This is a genomic window from Acidovorax lacteus (assembly GCF_039540375.1).
Lineage (GTDB): Bacteria > Pseudomonadota > Gammaproteobacteria > Burkholderiales > Burkholderiaceae_C > Acidovorax_G > Acidovorax_G lacteus.
Genome location: NZ_BAABEX010000004.1, coordinates 168,586 through 186,526 on the forward strand (window position 1 = coordinate 168,586; position 17,941 = coordinate 186,526).

Consider the following 17,941-nt stretch of genomic DNA (forward strand, 5'->3'; position numbering starts at 1 on the left):
GCTCACGGGGTCAGGCGTTCAGAAACTTGATTGCTATTATTTTGATAGCTGCTCGTGCTTGAATTTCAAGCGCGAGCAGCCCAAAACACTCCAAGCCCAGGGGCTGCGCGGCGCTGCCAGCGCATCACTGCGCGCGCAGGAACAGCCGGTACGCCGGGTTGGCCGTCTCGTCCACGTAGGGGTAGCCCAGGGTGGCCAGAAAGGCGTCGAACGTGGCGGTGTCTTCGGCGGGCACCTGCATGCCCACCAGGATGCGGCCGTAGTCTGCGCCCTGGTTGCGGTAGTGGAACAGGCTGATGTTCCAGGTGGGCTGCATCAGGCTCAGGAATTTGAGCAGCGCCCCGGGCCGCTCGGGGAACACAAAGCGCAGCAGCCGCTCGTCGTGCGCCAGCGCCGAATGCCCGCCCACCAGGTGGCGCAGGTGTTCCTTGGCCAGTTCGTCGTGGGTCAGGTCCAGCGCCTCGAAGCCGTGGCGGCTGAAGTTGCGCGCGATCTTTTCCGACTCGCCCCGGCCCTGCGTGGTCAGGCCCACGAACACATGCGCGCGTTTTTCGTCGCTGATGCGGTAGTTGAACTCGGTCACGTTGCGCGGGCCGCCGGGCAGGCCGCCCACCACTTCGCAGAAGCGGCGGAAGCTGCCGCGCTCTTCGGGAATCGTCACGGCCAGCAGGGCCTCGCGCTCTTCGCCCACCTCGGCGCGCTCCGCCACGAAGCGCAGCCGGTCGAAGTTCATGTTCGCGCCGCACAGGATGGCGGCGTAGGTCTCGCCTTTGGTCTTGTGCGTGGTCACGTACTGCTTGATAGCGGCCACGGCCAGTGCGCCCGCAGGCTCGACGATGCTGCGCGTGTCCACGAAGATGTCTTTGATGGCCGCGCACACCGCATCGGTGTCCACCGTGATGTAGTCGTCCACCAGGCCGCTGGCGATGCGGAAGGTCTCTTCGCCCACGAGCTTGACGGCCGTACCGTCCGAGAACAGACCCACATCGGGCAGCGTGACGCGCGCGCCGTTGCGCACCGACTGGATCATCGCGTCCGAGTCGTTCATTTGTACGCCGATCACACGCACCTCAGGCCGCACGGCCTTGATGTAGTTGGCCACGCCGCTGACCAGTCCGCCGCCGCCAATCGCCACGAACACAGCGTCGAGCCGGTTGCTGCCCAGGCTTTGCAGCTGGCGCAGGATTTCCATGGCAATCGTGCCCTGCCCGGCGATCACGTCGGGGTCGTCGAACGGGTGCACGAAGGTCAGACCCTGCTCGCGTTCGAGCTGTACGGCGTGCTGGTAGGCGTCGGAATAGCTGTCGCCGTGCAGCACGACCTCGCCGCCCAGCGTGCGCACGGCGTCGATCTTGACCTGCGGCGTGGTGGTGGGCATCACGATCACGGCGCGCGCGCCCAAGCGCTGCGCGCTCATGGCCACGCCCTGGGCGTGGTTGCCGGCCGATGCGCAGATCACGCCGCGCGCCAGTTGCTCGGCCGACAGGTGGGCCATCTTGTTGTAAGCACCGCGCAGCTTGAAGCTGAACACCGGTTGCTGGTCTTCGCGCTTGAGCAGCACCTTGTTGTGCAGACGGCGACTGAGGCTGCGGGCGGGCTCCAGCGCCGATTCGACCGCCACGTCGTACACGCGGGCCGTGAGGATTTTCTTGAGATAGTCGGACGGGGTCAGGGCTTCGGCGGTCATGGCGGGGCAGGTGTCGCAGCGCGGCGGCAGTGGCGTCGCGGGGCACACATCATAGGGCGTGGCACTGTGGCACCCCGGGGGGAGGCACGATGCGGCCCGGCCCGGGGCAAAAAAAAGCCCCGGGCCGTGAGGCCTGGGGCTGAATCCATCCTTTGAGGAGATGGAGGAGACAATCGGTGCGGGCCATTGCCACGCATGGGTACAGTGTAGCGTCAGTTTGTTGCGTTGCAACATTCCCGTGATGGGGTCGGGGCCTTGCGCCGGCTGTGGTGAAAAAAAGCAACATCGCACCGCGCATGCGCAGCGCCCCACCGTACGGGCCTGCGCGCATGGCCTTGTTTTCGTCGTTCAACCCTCAGGAGTTCGGAGTCATATGGAATGCACAGTCAGCTGGACCGCAGGCGCAGGGACGCGCTCGGCCATGGGTTTTGTGGCCGAGACCGGCAGCGGTCACGTGCTGGTGATGGATGGGGCGCCCGATGCCCAGCAGCCGCGCAATGGCGGCCAGAACCTGGCCCCTCGGCCCATGGAAACCGTGCTGGCAGGCACGGGCGGCTGCACGGCCTACGACGTGGTGCTGATCCTCAAGCGCGGCCGGCACGATGTGCGCGGCTGCTCGGTCAAGCTCACGTCGGAGCGCGCCGAGACCGATCCCAAGGTGTTCACCCGCATTCACATGCACTTCACCGTCACTGGCAAGGGCATTCCGCCCGCTGCGGTGGAGCGGGCCATTGCCATGAGCCACGAAAAATACTGTTCGGCCAGCATCATGCTGGGCAAGACGGCCGAGATCACCACCGGGTTTGATCTGGTTGAGGCCTGAGCCTTCTGGGCGTGTTGAGCCCGGCAGCCCGCCGCGCCTGTCGGTTGCGCAGGCGCACAGCACTCCGAGTCGCGTCGGGTTCGGCGGGCCCGCCGCCTCGCGGCTCTCTCCGCCGGAGGGCGGCTGCCTGTCCCGGATCGGGGTGTACCGCTTTGCGAATGCTCAAAGATGGTGCGCTGTCGTCGTCATGACCTTGGCGGCGGCACGCATGAGCGCAGCCACAGGGCGCGGTAGTTCGGCGGCTCCGGCGGCCAGGGCCTCCTCGGCATGTCGTTCCTCGTCGGCTTTCATTCGCGCGACGATGGCGCGTGAAGCCGAATCTGCCACCGGCAGGCGCACCAGGTGACTGCCCAGGTGCTCTGATACCTGTCGCTCGGTCTCAACGACAAAACCCAGACTGACGCGGTCGCCCACCTTGGCTGCCACCGCTCCAAGTGCGAATGCCCCCGCGTACCACAAGGGATTGAGTAGGCTCGGCCGCGCGTCCAGTTCTTTCAACCGTTGCTCGGTCCAGGCGAGATGGTCGGTTTCCTCTCGGGCTGCCTGCAGCAAGTGGTCGCGCAAGCCCGCATCCCGCGTCACCATGGCCTGAGCGGTGTAAAGCGCCTGGGCACAGATCTCGCCCACATGGTTCACCCGCATCAGTGCGCCAGACAAGCGTTGCTCCGCTGCCGTAAGTTCGGCAGCGTCTGCCTCGGCTGCGGGTCGCGGAGCGTGGCCGCGCGCAGGCGCAAACAACGTGCGCAGGGCTGAGTCGGCAGCATTCAGAAACCGGTCCATGGGTGTCAATCTCCAAGCTTTGGCAGAAACATCATTTGCACTTGCTCACATTTGGTTGGGTGCGGGGCGTAGGCCTTTCCTGCTCTGGAGACCGATTTTCCTGCGTCTCAGAGAAATGTTGCAACACTGCAACGAAAACCCCGTTTCCTCGGCTTGGTCGGCGATTTCCTTTGCGAAACCGGGCGGGCTCTGGTGCAATAGGAGCAACTTCCCCACCAGGAGGTTGGCCCGGGGAACCGGCGGGACTGAGCAGGTGCCTCCACCCAAGACCCCCCGTACCGGCGCCCTATGTTTAACCTTGGAGTAACTCGCAATGAAAAAATCCCTGATTGCCCTGGCTGTGCTGGCTGCCTCCGGCGCTGCAATGGCTCAATCTTCCGTGACGCTGTTCGGCGTGGTGGACGCAACCTACGCTTACGGTTCGGGCAGCGTGTCTAACCGCTCGCAGCTGACGAACTCCGGCTACAACAGCAGCCGTCTGGGTTTCCGCGGCGTGGAAGACCTGGGTGGTGGCATGACCGCTTCCTTCTGGCTGGAAGCTGGCGTGAACAACGACAACGGCACCGGCGGCTCGACCAACACCAACAACCAAGCAACTGGCGCTAGCGCCAGCGGCGGCCTGGTGTTCAACCGTCGTTCGACGGTCAGCCTGAGCGGCGGCTTCGGTGAAGTGCGTCTGGGCCGTGACTACACGCCCCAATTCTGGAACCTGACCGTGTTCGATCCCTTCGGCACGAACGGCGTGGGCACCACCCAAACCCTGAACTCCAGCCTGGGCGGCCCCGTGACCGTTCGCGCTTCGAACTCCATCGGCTACTTCCTGCCCGGCAAGCTGGGTGGTTTCTACGGCCAAGCTCAGTACTACCTGGGTGAGAACGCCAGCAACGCCGCCAACAAGAAGGACGGCACGGGCCTGGCCCTGCGCGCTGGTTTCGCCAACGGCCCCATCAACGTGGCTGTCGCCTTCTCGGACACCAAGTACCTGGCCGGCAACATCAAGACCTTCAACCTGGGCGGCCAGTACGACCTGGGCATGGCCAAGGTCATGGCTCACTACAACCAAGACCGCAACTCGGCTGCTACGGCTCCCGATGGCAGCGGCTGGCTGATCGGTGGTCTGATCCCCGTCGGCGCAGGCGAAATCCGTCTGGCTTACTCGACCTACAAGACCGATGTGGCCGTGGGCGCAGATCCCAAGTCCAACAAGCTGGCTCTGGGCTATGTGCACAACCTGTCGAAGCGCACCGCTCTGTACGCAACGTACGCTCACGTGAGCAACAAGAACGGCGCTGCTCAAGCTCTGAACGGTGCTGTGACCGCTGCTGGCAGCAACTCCAACGGTTACGACCTGGGCATTCGCCACAGCTTCTAATCGAAAAGCTGGCTTCGCCAGCTCGACGACTCAAGCTTCAAAAGCCGCCTTCGGGCGGCTTTTGTTTTTTCTGCTTCAAACAGGGTGTGCGCCCTGTGGGTTGTCTTCTGGCTCGCGGCGCAATGACATGGCTCTTGCGCCTTGACCCTTCAGTGGATATTGGGTGTCCAGTGAATCACAAGCGGAGATGGTCAGAGCTAGGGTAGCGCTTCCATCGCAGCCGGTCCGGTGTGTGTCGCCCGTTTGACCCGGTGGCAGCGTCTAAGGTCTATGGCATCCGTATGATGAATCCAGGTCCCTGGCGCTGGCAACGCCGCACCACTTCGCCTTCGGGGTGAAGCCAAGACGGCTGTGGGATGGATTCGGGTGCAGCCTGAAGGCGTAGATCTTCACCATGAAGTGGATGGCGACAGCTGCAGGGGGCTGTGCTCAGCAGGCAGTTGCCTTTCGCAGATCTGTGGCTGGCATCGTCCTTGCGTGTCGGGAAGCTCACGCAGGAATCATGTCCCCGCACCAAGTCGGGGATTCAGGGATTTCCCGTTGGTCTTTGAGCAACCTTTTACTGCATAGTAAACCTTTTACCTAAGAGGGTTCCATGAAACTCAAGCTCCGTTTGTTGACCGTGGCCGCTGCCGCTGCGCTTCTGGCTGCGCCCGCTCTGCATGCCAAAACCTTCAAGTGGGCCAGCCAAGGCGAAATCTCCACGTGGGACATTCATTCGCAGAACAACGCGCTCCAGAACGGTCTGCACGCCAACGTCTATGAGAGCCTCGTGTACTACAACAGCCGTACGTTTGAGGTTGAGCCAGTTCTCGCCACGGCCTGGAAGGAGATTAGCCCCACCCAGGTGCGTTTTACGCTGCGCCAAGGCGTGAAGTTCCATGATGGTTCGGCTTTCACGGCTGATGACGCCGTGTACTCGTTGCAGCGCGCCATGGCGAAGACCTCGAACTTCACCCCATACGTGCAAGGCATCAGCCGCGTGGCGAAAGTTGACAACAACACCATTGACGTGTTCCTGTCGTCGCCCAACCCTGTGCTGCTGCGTCAGATGACCGAACTGCGCATCATGAGCAAGGCGTGGGCTGAAAAGAACAAGTCGGTTGAGCCCAAAGACATGAAGGCTGCCGAGGAGAACTTTGCACACCGCAATGCCATGGGTACCGGGCCTTATGTGCTGGAATCCTGGCAGCCCGACGTCAAGATGGTGTTCAAGCGCAACCCCAACTGGTGGGGCAAGATGGACGGCAACGTAACGGAGATCGTCTACACCCCGATCAAGTCGGCTGCCACGCGCATTGCAGCGCTGCTGTCGGGTGAGGTGGACATGGTGCTGGATCCAACGCCCCAGGATCTGGGCCGCCTGCGCGCCAATGCCGATCTCAAGGTTATCGACGGTGTCGAGAACCGCACGATCTTCCTGGGCATGGACCAGTTCCGCGACGAACTGCCTGGCTCCAACGTCAAAGGCAAGAACCCGCTCAAGGATCTGCGTGTGCGCAAGGCGCTCTACCACGCCATCGACGCAGACACCATCTCGCGCAACATCATGCGTGGCCTGGGCAAGCCCACGGGCGCACTGGTGTCGCCCCAGGTGGCAGGCTGGACGGAAGGCGTTGCCAAGCGCCTGCCCTACAGTGTCGACACCGCCAAGAAGCTGCTGGCCGAAGCAGGTTATCCGGATGGTTTCGAAGTGGACTTCGCCTGCCCGAACAACCGCTACATCAACGATGAGGCCATTTGTCAGGCTGTGACCGCCATGTGGTCGCGTATCGGTGTGAAGGCCAAACTGCGTACCATGCCGCTGGTGACGTACTTCCCGATGATCCAACGCTACGAAGCCAGCATCTACATGCTGGGCTGGGGCGTCCCCACCTTCGACGCGCTCTACAGCCTGCAATCGCTGGTGCGTACGGTGGGCCAGGGAGGCGACGGCAACTACAACGTGGGCCGTTACAGCAACCAGCGCATGGACTACCTGGTGGACCGCGTGAAGGCCGAGACCGACGCACCGGTTCGTGCGCGCATGCTGACGGAAGCCCTGCAACTGTCGTCGGACACTGTCTCCCACATTCCGCTGCATGACCAAGTCATTCCCTGGGCCATGAAGAAGAACATCGACCTCGTGCACCGCGCGGACAACCGCATCGACATGCGCCTGGTCAAGGTGAACTGACCGGAATCAGAGACCTGAGCACCGGACCTGCCGAACGCAGGTCCGGTTGCTTTTGGGGCATGATGTCGCCCTTTTGTGCGTCGGGGTCACCATAAGTGGCCCGGACGCGGTGTCGAACACACTCTCGATTTCCCGATGCTCGCCTTTATCCTGCGCCGCCTGATCCAGGCTGTGATCGTCATGGTCACGGTGGCCTTCATCTCCTTCATGCTGTTCCAGTATGTGGGGGACCCCGTGGTGTTCCTGCTCGGTCAGGACGCAACCCCTGAACAAATCCGCGAACTGCGTTCCGAGCTGGGCCTCGACAAGCCCTTCTTCATTCAGTTCGGTCACTTCCTCATGAACGCCGTACAGGGCGAATTCGGCCTCAGCTTGCGGCAGGGTGCGAAGGTTTCGCGCCTCATCGCCGAGCGCTTCCCGGCCACCCTGGAGCTGGCCCTCGTCGCCGCCACGCTGGCCCTGGTGATCGGCGTGCCGATGGGCGTGTACGCAGCCCTCAAGCGCGGTACGTTCTCGAGCCAGGTCTTCATGACGCTCTCGCTGCTGGGCGTCTCGCTGCCTACCTTCCTCATCGGCATCATGCTGATCCTGGTGTTCTCGGTCACGCTGGGCTGGTTCCCGAGCTTTGGCCGCGGCGAGGTCGTGCAGCTGGGCTGGTGGAGCACTGGCTTGCTGACGGCAAAGGGGTGGCACCACATCACCCTTCCAGCCATCACGCTGGCGATCTTCCAACTCACGCTGATCATGCGTCTGGTGCGTGCCGAGATGCTGGAGGTGCTGCGCACCGACTACATCAAGTTCGCCCGTGCCCGGGGTCTGACGAACCGCGCCATCCACTTCGGCCATGCGCTCAAGAACACGCTGGTGCCGGTGCTCACGATTACGGGCCTGCAACTGGGCGGTTTGATCGCGTTTGCCATCATCACCGAGACCGTGTTCCAGTGGCCTGGCATGGGCCTGTTGTTCATCCAGGCGGTAACCTTCGCGGACATTCCCGTGATGGCGGCTTATCTGTGCCTGATCGCGCTGATCTTCGTCGTGATCAACCTGATCGTGGACCTGCTGTACTTCGCTGTCGATCCGCGTCTGCGCGTGGGCAAGGCAGGGGGCCACTGACATGCAGGCACCGCGCCTGAGGGCGGGAGGTCGAGCATTCGCGCACATTGCGCAGTTCCATCCGGAGCTGACCGCACTGCGGCGCGATCTGCATGCACACCCCGAACTCGGCTTTGAGGAGGTCTACACCGCGCGGCGCGTACGGGAAGCCCTGCGCGTGTGTGGTGTGGACGAAATCCACGAGGGCATCGGCCGCACGGGCATCGTGGCGCTCGTGCGCGGTCGCAGCACTTCCAGCGGCAGCATGATCGGTCTTCGCGCGGATATGGACGCTCTGCCCATGAGTGAGCACAACGACTTTGCTTGGAAGTCCTGCAAGCCCGGCCTCATGCATGGCTGTGGCCACGATGGCCACACGACCATGCTGGTCGGCGCAGCGCGCTACCTGGCGGAATCGCGCAACTTCGATGGCACGGCCGTCTTGATCTTCCAGCCGGGAGAAGAGGGCTATGCGGGCGCTCGCGCCATGATCGAAGATGGTCTGTTTGAGCGCTTCCCTGTGCAGTCGGTGTATGCCATGCACAACTGGCCGGCCATGAAGCCGGGCACTGTGGGCTTGAACCCGGGCGCAATGATGGCCGCGGCCGACCGCGTGACGATTGAAATCCAGGGTCGTGGTGGCCACGGCGCCCATGCCTATCAAGCCACCGATGTGGTCCTGGTGGCGGCGCACATCATCACGGCCGCTCAGAGTATCGTGGCGCGCAATGTGCGCCCGATCGAAAGCGCCGTCATCAGCCTGTGCGCCGTGCAAGCGGGCGACATGGGGGCCTTCAGCGTGCTGCCGGGCAGTGCCCGCATCGTGGGCACCGTGCGCACGTTCGACGCGGCTGTGCAGGACCTGGTGGAAAAACGCCTCAAGGATCTGTGCAGTGCCATCGCGCTGGGTTTCGGTGCGACGGCAACGGTGCACTACGAGCGCATCTACCCGGCGACCATCAACACCGAGGACGAAGCCACGTTTGCGGCCGAAGTGGCCGAATCACTGGTCGGTGCCGACCATGTGGTGCGCGACCTGGAGCCCAGCATGGGTGCAGAGGACTTCTCTTTCATGCTCCAGGCCCGACCGGGTGCGTATCTGCGTATCGGCCAGGGCACAGGGGCCAGTGGCGGCGGGCTGCACAACAGCCGATACGACTTCAACGACGACATTCTGCCGCTGGGTGCTGCCCTGCATGCAGGCCTGATCGAGCGGGCCATGCCGCTGGCCACTCCCTAGCAGCCTGGGCACCGTGCTCCAGGACGCCGACGTCTCCAACGCCGACCGTCTTCGCAAACTTTTCCACAACGAGGAGAAACGCATGAAATTCCGTTACACCATGGTCGCCGCCGCGCTGTGCACAGCGCTGGCCGCCGCGAGCGGCGTGGCACACGCACAGACCATTCGCGTGGCCAACCAGGGGGATGCCCTGTCGCTCGATCCTCACTCGCTCAACGAGTCGCTGCAGTTGAGCGTGACGGGCAACGTCTATGAGCCTCTGGTAGGGCGCGGCAAGGATCTGAGCCTGAGCCCGGCTCTGGCCACGGCCTGGAAGCAGACCTCGCCGACCGTGTGGCGTTTTGAGCTGCGCAAGGGCGTGACCTTCCACGATGGCAGCCCCTTCACCGCAGACGATGTGGTGTTCTCGTTTGGCCGTGCCGCGGGCGATGGCTCGGACATGCGCAGCTACACCAACGACATCAAGGAAGTGCGCAAGATCGACGCCCACACGGTCGAGATCGAGACCAAGGCACCGTTCCCCATCTTGCCGGATGTCATTTCACTCGTGTACATCATGAGCAAGAAGTGGTGCGAAGAGAACCAGGCCCTCAAGCCGGTGGACCGCCGCAAGGGCGTGGAGAATGCCGCCTCATTCCGCGCCAACGGCACCGGGCCGTTCCGCGTGCGCGAGCGCCAGCCCAACGTGCGCACCGTGTTTGCCCGCCATGGCGGCTACTGGGGCCCGATCGAGAGCAACGCAACGGAGATCGTCTTCACGCCGATCGGCAACGACGCGACGCGGGTGGCCGCCTTGCTTTCTGGCGAGATCGATGTCATGGAGCCGATTCCGGTGCAGGACATCGCACGCGTGAACGCTGGCGCCAACACCCGTGCCGTCACCGGCCCCGAACTGCGCACCATCTTCCTCGGCATGGACCAGAAGCGCGACGAGCTGCTGTACTCCAACGTCAAGGGCAAGAACCCGTTCAAGGACAAGCGCGTACGTCAGGCGTTCTATCAGGCCATCGACATCGAAGGCATCAAGCGCGTGGTCATGCGTGGTGCGTCCAATCCCACGGCCTTGCTGGTGGGTCCCGGTATCAATGGTTTCCTGCCCGAGCAGAACAAGCGCCTGCCCTACGACCCGGAAGCCGCGAAGAAGCTGCTGGCCGAAGCCGGCTATCCCAACGGCTTTGAAGTCACGATGAACTGCCCGAACGATCGTTATGTGAACGACGGTCAGATCTGCGAAGCCGTGGCTGCGAACCTCTCGCGCGTGGGCGTCAAGATCAATCTGCAGGCCGAAACCAAGGGGACGTACTTCCCCAAGGTGCTGCGCCGTGACACGAGCTTCTACATGCTGGGCTGGACGCCTGGCACGTACGACGCACACAACGCACTCAATGCGCTCGTGCGCTGCGTGGACGACAAAGGATCGGGCCAGTTCAACCTGGGTTCTTACTGCAACCCCAAGGTGGACGAGCTGACGATGAAGATCCAGTCGGAGACCGATAAGGCGAAGCGCGCCGCCATGATCAAGGAGGCCTTTGACCTGCATGCCGCAGACATTGGTCACTTGCCCTTGCACCAGCAATCGCTGGCCTGGGGCGTGAGCAAGAAGGTCAAGCTCGTGCAGCTGGCCGACAACTTCATGCCCTTCAAGTGGATGAGCATCACCAACTGAGCTTTTCCGCACCCTGACTGACCACCGTCAGCCAGGGGCCTGCCCGCAGCCTCACCCAGGCTGCGGGCACACCCCCGCAACTGCTTTCCCACAATGAAAACAACTCTCGCCCGCTGGCTCGACAGCGACATCGGATACAGCTTCCGAACCTCCCCGGTTGCCATGGTGGCGGCCGCCATTGCTGCCGTGTGCATCTTCTGCTCGCTGTTTGCGGGTTGGGTGGCACCGCACAACCCGTTCAACCTGGCATCGCTGGAACTGTCGGACGCGCGCTTGCCGCCCGCCTGGGCACCAGAGGGCACCACCAAATACCTGCTGGGCACCGACGACCAAGGCCGTGACATCCTGTCGGCGCTGATCTACGGCGCTCGCATCTCCCTGATTGTGGGCATGGCCTCGGTGGCCCTGTCCGTGGTCGTCGGCGTCACGCTGGGCCTGCTGGCCGGCTTCCGCGGCGGCTGGATTGATGCCGTGCTCATGCGCATGTGCGACGTGATGCTGTCCTTCCCGGCCATTCTGGTGGCGCTGCTGATCGCAGGCGTGGGCCGGGCGCTGTTCCCCAATGCGCACGAAACACTGGCCTTCGGCGTGCTGATCGTGTCGATTTCGCTCACCGGATGGGTGCAGTACGCGCGCACGGTGCGCGGCTCTACCCTGGTGGAGCGCAACAAGGAGTACGTGCAGGCCGCCCGCGTCACGGGCGTCTCTTCGCTGCGCATCATGCGCAAGCACGTGCTGCCCAATGTGCTGGGGCCGGTGCTGGTGCTGGCCACCATCCAGGTGGCCACCGCCATCCTGACCGAGGCCACCCTGTCCTTCCTGGGTGTGGGCGCGCCGCCCACCTCGCCGTCGCTGGGCACGCTGATCCGTATCGGCAACGACTACCTGTTCTCGGGCGAATGGTGGATCACCGTCTTCCCGGGCCTGATGCTGGTGCTGATCGCCCTGTCTGTGAACCTGCTGGGCGACTGGCTGCGCGACGCCCTCAACCCCCGCCTGCGCTGAAGATGAGCGACACCCCCCTGAGCGGCTGCGCCGCATCCCTCCGTTCTCGCATTGCCGCGCAATACGAGCAGGGGGATGCCGCGAGCGCAGCGGGGCGGCCCTTGCGCGGCGGCACTGGTGCAAGCCGCGCCGGTTGCCGCCTCGGCCTACAACGTGCAGCACTGTGAACCACTGACGATATGTCCCTCCTAGAAGTCAAAAACCTCGTTGTCGAATTCCCGAACCGCCGCGGTACCCTGCGCGCTCTGGACGACATTTCCTTCTCGATTGCACCCGGTGAGATCCTGGGTGTGGTCGGGGAGTCGGGCGCCGGCAAATCCCTGACCGGCGCGGCCATCATCGGGCTGCTCGAGCCCCCGGGCCATGTGGCTTCGGGCCAGATCCTGCTTGAGGGCAAGCGCATCGACAACCTCGGCCACGAGGAGATGCGCCACATCCGCGGCCGCCATATCGGTGCGATCTTCCAGGATCCGCTGACCTCGCTGAACCCGCTGTACACCGTGGGCCAGCAGCTCATCGAGACCATCGTCACGCACCTGCCGGTGAGCCAGGCCGAGGCGCGCCAGCGCGCCATTCAGCTGCTCAAAGACACGGGCATCCCCGCCGCCGAACAGCGCATCGACCACTACCCGCACCAGTTTTCGGGTGGGATGCGCCAGCGCGTGGTGATTGCACTGGCTTTGGCAGCCGAGCCCAAGCTCATCGTGGCCGACGAGCCCACCACGGCGCTGGACGTGTCCATTCAGGCGCAGATCATCACGCTGCTCAAGAACATCTGCAAATCGCGCGGTGCGGCGGTGATGCTGATCACGCACGACATGGGTGTGATCGCCGAAACCTGCGACCGCGTGGCCGTGCTGTATGCGGGCCGCATTGCCGAAATCGGCCCCGTGCACGAGGTCATCAACCACCCCGCACATCCCTATACCGCTGGTCTGATGGCTTCCATCCCCGACATGGACCAGGACCGCGAACGCCTCAACCAGATCGACGGAGCCATGCCCCGCCTCAACGCCATTCCCAAGGGTTGCGCCTTCAACCCGCGCTGCACCCGCACGTTCGACCGCTGCACCGCCGAGCGCCCTGACCTGATGCCCGCCGGTGCCACGAAGGCTGCCTGCTGGCTGCACGACGGCGCATCGGCCCCCGCCGCAGCCGCCCGCACGGGGGTGACGGCATGAGCGCGAACACGACCGCCAAGACGGGTGCACCGCTGGTGCAGGCCCACGACCTGGCCAAGACCTTCGACGTCTCGGCCCCCTGGCTCAACCGCGTGATTGAGCGCAAGCCCCGCACCTTCCTGCATGCGGTGGACGGTGTGAGCTTCGAGATCGAAAAGGGCAAGACGCTCGCCCTGGTCGGCGAATCGGGCTGCGGCAAGAGCACGGTGGCCCGCCTGCTTGTGGGCCTGTACGAGCCCACGCGCGGCGGCCTCACCTTCGACGGCCAGGACGCGCACGCCGCCTTCAAGGGCGGCAACGCGCAGGCGATGCGCCGCCGCATCCAGATGATCTTCCAGGACCCGTACGCGAGCCTGAACCCCCGCTGGCTGGTGGAAGACATCATCGGCGAGCCGCTGCGCGAGCACGGTCTCATCACCGACAAGGCTGCGCTCAAGGAGCGCGTGGGCGAGCTGCTCAAGTCCGTGGGCCTGTCGCCGCTGGACATGGTCAAGTACCCGCACCAGTTCTCGGGCGGGCAGCGCCAGCGCATTTCGATTGCGCGCGCCCTGGCCACGCAGCCTGAATTTCTGGTCTGCGACGAACCCACCAGCGCGCTCGATGTGTCGGTGCAGGCGCAGGTGCTCAACATCATGAAGGACCTGCAGCGCAAGCAGCAGCTCACCTACCTGTTCATCTCGCACAACCTGGCCGTGGTGCGCCATGTGAGCGATCAGGTCGGCGTGATGTACCTGGGCCGTCTGGTGGAGCTGTCGGACAAGCACACGCTGTTCAGCGCGCCGCGCCACCCCTACACGCGCATGCTGCTCGATGCCATCCCCAAGATGCACGACACGGGCAAGGCACGCACGCCAGTGCAGGGCGAAGTGCCCAACCCGCTGAACCCGCCGCCCGGCTGCGCCTTCAACCCGCGCTGCCCGCACGCCAACGACCGCTGCCGCAACGAGCGCCCGCAGCTCAAGAACATCGGCGGCATCCGCATCGCCTGCCACGCGGTGGAAGAGGGGCGCATCTGACGCGCGTCTGAGTTGGGACTGGCCGTACCGTCTGTAGGCGCAATCCCGGCAATCCCACATGCACAAAGGCCGCCCCTCGGGGCGGCCTTTGCATTGGGGCGTCATACGCCCTTACGGCTGGAAGATTGCTATTATTTTGATAGCTGTTCGTGCTTGTATCGCCAGCACGAGTGACCCAAAAGCATCAGATGCGCAACGTGATGCGCCCGGGCTTGCCCCGCTTCAGTTCACCCCGCTGAAGTTGCGCGTGCTGTACTGCTCCACCGGCAGGCGGCGCAGTACCGGCAGACCGGTGGTGGCGTCCTTGGCCTGGCGTTCGATGAAGCTGAAGAACACATCGGCATCGAGCACGCCGATGTCCAGGCGGCGCGCAGCCGGTACGGCGGCCAGGGTCTTGTAGCCGTCGCCGCCGGTGGCGTTGAAGCTCAGCACGAACAGCTTGTAGGTCTTGGCCGGGTCCAGCGGGCCCCAGGTGCCAGTGGCGGGGTTGCGCACCTCAATGGCGCTCACGCGCTGGCCGAAGGCAGCCTTGGCGTTCACGTCAAAGCGCAGGCCGCCCGTGTAGGGGTAGGGGCCGGTGGAGCCGCCCGGGCCGTACACGGCCTCCAGGCCGTCTTCCAGCATGCTTTTCACTTCCTGGCCCGTTACGTCAAGGCGGAACAGCATGTTGCCGAAGGGCAGCACCTGGATCACCTGCGCGGCCGTGACCGTGCCCTGCAGCGGGATGCGCACGCCGCCGCCGCTTTGCAGCGAAATGTCGGCTCCGCCGTAGCGAGCGTTGGCCACGTCCAGATAGGCCTGCGCCACCAGTTGCTGGATGTCGCCGCCGCGCAGGCTCACGCTGCCTTCGGCGTTGCAGGCCGCGCTGGAGCGGCTGTAGTCCACCGAGCCAACGCCGCCGGGGACCCGACGCGAGCACAGCTCTTGCGGCACCACTGCGACCTGGGTACGGTTGAACACGGCCACGCGGTCTTTGAAGGGCTGCAGCGTGCTGGTGGCAGCGGCCGACGGGGGGGTGACGCGCAGCACGCCGCTGGCGGCGGCGCTGGCCCGCAGGGCGGCCTTTTCGGCGTCGGTGGCGGGCTTGCCGCCGATGCTGAAGTCGTCGCCGATCAGCACATGCGGCGTGCCGGTGCACGACGTGACTTCGCCCTCGGCGTTGAAGCGTACCTTGAGTTCGCCCACCACCTGTGCGTATTCCCAGGCCTGCACGATGCAGACGGGCTTGCCGTCCTTGTCGGTGGTGCGCGTGGGGTAGGCCCCAGCGGGTGAGCCCACGCCGGTGCTGCGCAGCGTATCGGGCCCGAGCAGGGTGTGCGAGTCGCCCCCCACCACCACATCCACGCCGCTCAGGCGCGCTGCCACTTGGCGGTCGTAGTCGTAGCCCATGTGGCTGAGCAGCACGATCTTGTTGATGCCGGTGGCGCGCAAGCGGTCAATCTCGCGCTGCGCCGCGGTGGTTTCGTCTTCAAACTGCGTGTCGGCGTCGGGGCTGGACGAGGCCTTGGTCTTCTGCGCAATCGTCAGGCCCACCACGCCAATCTTCTGGCCGCCGCGCTCCAGCACGGTGGAGGGGCTTACGTAACCCGGCGCGCGGCTGGGGTGCAGGGCCGAGCCCGCGCCAAACTGCACGTTGGCGCTGAGCACCGGCGTCTTGCAAGTGCCCTTGCGCAGCAGGTCCAGAAAGCCCTTGAGCCCGCTGTCGCCCTTGTCGAATTCGTGATTGCCCAGCGTGAAGGCGTCAAAGCACACGGTGTTCATCAGCGCCGCATCGGCCTCGCCGTCGGCCCCGGCGCGGTTGAAGTACAGCGTGCCCGTGATCGCATCGCCCGCGTGCAGCTTGAGCACGTTCACGGACTGCTTTTCCAACTCGCTGATCGCGGCCGTGACGCGGGCAAAACCGCCCGCATCCACCGCCACGGCCACTGGGGCGGCACCGCCTGCAGCCAGCTGCAGTGTGCGAGACCGGTTCTCCAGCGTGGAGTGGTGGTCGTTGATGTGCAGGATGGTCACATCCAGCGGCTCGGCCTTGGGCGTGTCGCCCGATCCGCCACAGGCGGTGATCAGGCCGACCACGGCCAGTGCGAGTGCGGCGATGCCCATGCGGTGGGAGTTGCGTGAAAGGGTGTGGGAGGTGGAATGACCGGGCATGGTCAGCGTCCTGGGGTTGTAGCAGATGCGCCGCATGGTGCGGCGGGCCTGTGACAGGGATGTGAAGCCTGGCGATGTCTCCCGAAGTTCGAGGCCATTTGTGCTGCTCGTGCTTCAAAATCAAGCACGAACAGCTATCAAAATCATAGCGTTCGGTGTTCAGGATGCGTGCATCCCGCCGCGCAGTTCCTTTCCCCGCCAACCCGCCAATCTGCCGACCAGTGCGGCGGTACCTCCGCGCTCGTCAGTGTCCGCCGAAGCGCCCGATGGGCCGCAGCCCGCCCCTGAGGCTCCAGAGGCTGATGCACCAGCCGTCGCAGCCTTCAGACACCACCAGCCCCGGGAGGTCGCTGCCGTCCACGTCCACATAGCTGCCGGGGGTGCCGGGCACTTCGCCCAGGTAGGCGTGCGTGCCCTGGTCGCGCACAAAGACGTGGTGCCGCTGGGCCTGGTAGAAGACCTCGGGCTTGCGCACCGTCCGGCCCGGAACGACCAGCGTCTCGCGCGCGGCTTCCGCGCCGGGCTGACGTACGGCCACGGCTGCGCTCCATTGCAAGGTGGGTTGCAGCCAGGCAAAGCGCTGCGGCTGGGCCTGCAGGTAGGCTTGCAGCGCCGTGCGCGCATCAGGCTTCAGAGGGCGCACGTCCCACCGGGGCGTGGCGGGCGGCGCCAGCGAGAACAGCGCGTGCTCCCAGCGGTCGCTCTGGCGTGCCGGAGCCAGCACGGTGATGCCCGCGGTCTGCGCGTCGGTATCGCCAGTCGGGGTCTTGAAAGCCTCGGCCGTGCACGGGTAGCGGATGCCCGTTTGCAGCGCGACCACGGATTTGCCCGCGTTGCAGTGCTGCACCAGTTGCCGCAGCAGGGCTGGGTCGTCAAAGCGCACGACCACCGGGTCGCCTTGCGGGACCAGCCACGCAAAGAACAAGCCCGGCCGCGCGACGTGGCTCTCGCTAGGCGAGCCCGCAACGGCAGGCAGGGTCCATCCCAGTGCTGACATCAGCGCACACAGCGGTCCGACCCACTGCCATGCCCCGCCGAGCCTGCGCGGGCTCACGGCAGGCCCCCTGACTCGTAGGTATCGCAATCAAAGCCCTGAAGCGCGGGCAGGGCCGGCACGGCAAACCGCTTGTCTTCGGCCACCTTGAGGCGACCCGCGGTGCGTTCGTGGCGCACCAGTCGGCCCGCCAGGTAGTTGACGCTGCTGCGGCCCTCCACCCGGCCTTGTGCCGTCCAGACGCTTTCCTTGCCGAGCAGTTCGAAGTCGCCTCGGCGCGGGTTGAAGCGAAACTGCAGCGTGGTGGAGCCCAGGTCGTCACCCTCGGCCTTGTCCACCGCGGTGGCGTACAGCGAGGGGCCCTTGGCATCAAGGTTGAAGAACTTCTGTGCCTTGCAGTAGCGCGATGAGGCCGACAGCAGCGTGTAGCGCCCATCGCCACGGCCAGCCAGCACGACGAGGCGAAACTCCATCTGCCGGTCGGGTGGCCCGTTCTGCTCGTTGGCAATCAGCGCCAGGTCGCGCAGGCCGTCGCCATTCCAGTCGCCCTGGGTGGACGTCCATTCAACAAACGTCTGCTGCGGAAACAGGGCCGCCAGAGCGGCCGCCGGGCTGGCGAACACGGCCGGTTGCGCGGGGGCGGTACTGGCGAAGGTCAGGCCCACCGCGACGAACGCCAGGGGTGCGAAAGGGTGCATGGCAGCTGGGGCAGGGTGGGCAGACGCGGGGCTGCGGCGAGAAGCTTTTGCGAGCAC

General features: G+C 64.9%; 14 protein-coding genes. 9 read left to right on the forward strand and 5 right to left on the reverse strand.

The features are described 5' to 3' along the window. Positions 1-124: 124 nt before the first annotated feature. The gene (ilvA, locus tag ABD866_RS02830) at positions 125-1,687 is read right to left on the reverse strand and encodes a threonine ammonia-lyase, biosynthetic (protein ID WP_345060972.1); all 1,563 of its coding nucleotides are present in this window, start codon (positions 1,685-1,687) and stop codon (positions 125-127) included. A 373-nt stretch (positions 1,688-2,060) separates the two neighbouring features. Between ilvA and ABD866_RS02835 the strand changes: the two genes are divergently transcribed. Continuing rightward, positions 2,061-2,510 carry an OsmC family protein gene (locus tag ABD866_RS02835; RefSeq protein WP_345060973.1) on the forward strand — a complete coding sequence of 150 codons (450 nt, stop codon included), beginning with the start codon at positions 2,061-2,063 and terminating at the stop codon, positions 2,508-2,510. Positions 2,511-2,672: 162 nt separating this feature from the next. On the opposite strand, the gene coq7 is transcribed toward ABD866_RS02835, so the two are convergent. Then, entirely contained in the window at positions 2,673-3,290 is a 618-nt protein-coding gene (gene coq7 / locus ABD866_RS02840; RefSeq protein ID WP_345060974.1) for a 2-polyprenyl-3-methyl-6-methoxy-1,4-benzoquinone monooxygenase, read from the reverse strand. 313 nt (positions 3,291-3,603) lie between these two features. Here coq7 and ABD866_RS02845 point away from each other — a divergent pair, with 313 nt between their 5' ends. The 8 genes from ABD866_RS02845 to ABD866_RS02880 all read left to right on the forward strand — a co-directional run bounded on the left by ABD866_RS02845 (position 3,604) and on the right by ABD866_RS02880 (position 14,041). Beyond that, positions 3,604-4,662: a porin gene (locus ABD866_RS02845; protein ID WP_345060975.1), complete on the forward strand. Its 1,059-nt coding sequence runs from the start codon at positions 3,604-3,606 to the stop codon at positions 4,660-4,662. Positions 4,663-5,257: 595 nt separating this feature from the next. After that, positions 5,258-6,838 carry an ABC transporter substrate-binding protein gene (locus ABD866_RS02850; RefSeq protein ID WP_345060976.1) on the forward strand — a complete coding sequence of 527 codons (1,581 nt, stop codon included), beginning with the start codon at positions 5,258-5,260 and terminating at the stop codon, positions 6,836-6,838. Between the two features lie 135 nt (positions 6,839-6,973). Beyond that, positions 6,974-7,954: an ABC transporter permease gene (locus ABD866_RS02855; RefSeq protein ID WP_345060977.1), complete on the forward strand. Its 981-nt coding sequence runs from the start codon at positions 6,974-6,976 to the stop codon at positions 7,952-7,954. Between the two features lies 1 nt (position 7,955). Further along, positions 7,956-9,173, forward strand: coding sequence for a M20 aminoacylase family protein (locus tag ABD866_RS02860; RefSeq protein ID WP_345060978.1), 1,218 nt, complete (start codon positions 7,956-7,958; stop codon positions 9,171-9,173). Between the two features lie 82 nt (positions 9,174-9,255). Continuing rightward, the gene (locus ABD866_RS02865) at positions 9,256-10,839 is read left to right on the forward strand and encodes an ABC transporter substrate-binding protein (protein WP_345060979.1); all 1,584 of its coding nucleotides are present in this window, start codon (positions 9,256-9,258) and stop codon (positions 10,837-10,839) included. A gap of 93 nt (positions 10,840-10,932) precedes the next feature. Beyond that, positions 10,933-11,844, forward strand: coding sequence for an ABC transporter permease (locus ABD866_RS02870; protein ID WP_345060980.1), 912 nt, complete (start codon positions 10,933-10,935; stop codon positions 11,842-11,844). Between the two features lie 179 nt (positions 11,845-12,023). Further along, positions 12,024-13,025 (forward strand): ABC transporter ATP-binding protein, encoded by a 1,002-nt coding sequence (locus tag ABD866_RS02875; protein WP_345060981.1) that lies wholly within the window; start codon positions 12,024-12,026, stop codon positions 13,023-13,025. Continuing rightward, the gene (locus ABD866_RS02880) at positions 13,022-14,041 is read left to right on the forward strand and encodes an ABC transporter ATP-binding protein (RefSeq protein WP_345060982.1); all 1,020 of its coding nucleotides are present in this window, start codon (positions 13,022-13,024) and stop codon (positions 14,039-14,041) included. Before ABD866_RS02875 ends, ABD866_RS02880 begins: the two co-directional genes overlap by 4 nt. 222 nt (positions 14,042-14,263) lie before the next feature. On the opposite strand, the gene ABD866_RS02885 is transcribed toward ABD866_RS02880, so the two are convergent. The 3 genes from ABD866_RS02885 to ABD866_RS02895 all read right to left on the reverse strand — a co-directional run bounded on the left by ABD866_RS02885 (position 14,264) and on the right by ABD866_RS02895 (position 17,884). Then, complete coding sequence (locus ABD866_RS02885; RefSeq protein ID WP_345060983.1) at positions 14,264-16,192, reverse strand: bifunctional metallophosphatase/5'-nucleotidase; 1,929 nt, start codon at positions 16,190-16,192, stop codon at positions 14,264-14,266. A 244-nt stretch (positions 16,193-16,436) separates the two neighbouring features. After that, entirely contained in the window at positions 16,437-17,189 is a 753-nt protein-coding gene (locus ABD866_RS02890) for a hypothetical protein (protein ID WP_345060984.1), read from the reverse strand. 53 nt (positions 17,190-17,242) lie between these two features. Then, complete coding sequence (locus ABD866_RS02895) at positions 17,243-17,884, reverse strand: hypothetical protein (RefSeq protein WP_345060985.1); 642 nt, start codon at positions 17,882-17,884, stop codon at positions 17,243-17,245. Positions 17,885-17,941 lie beyond the last annotated feature (57 nt).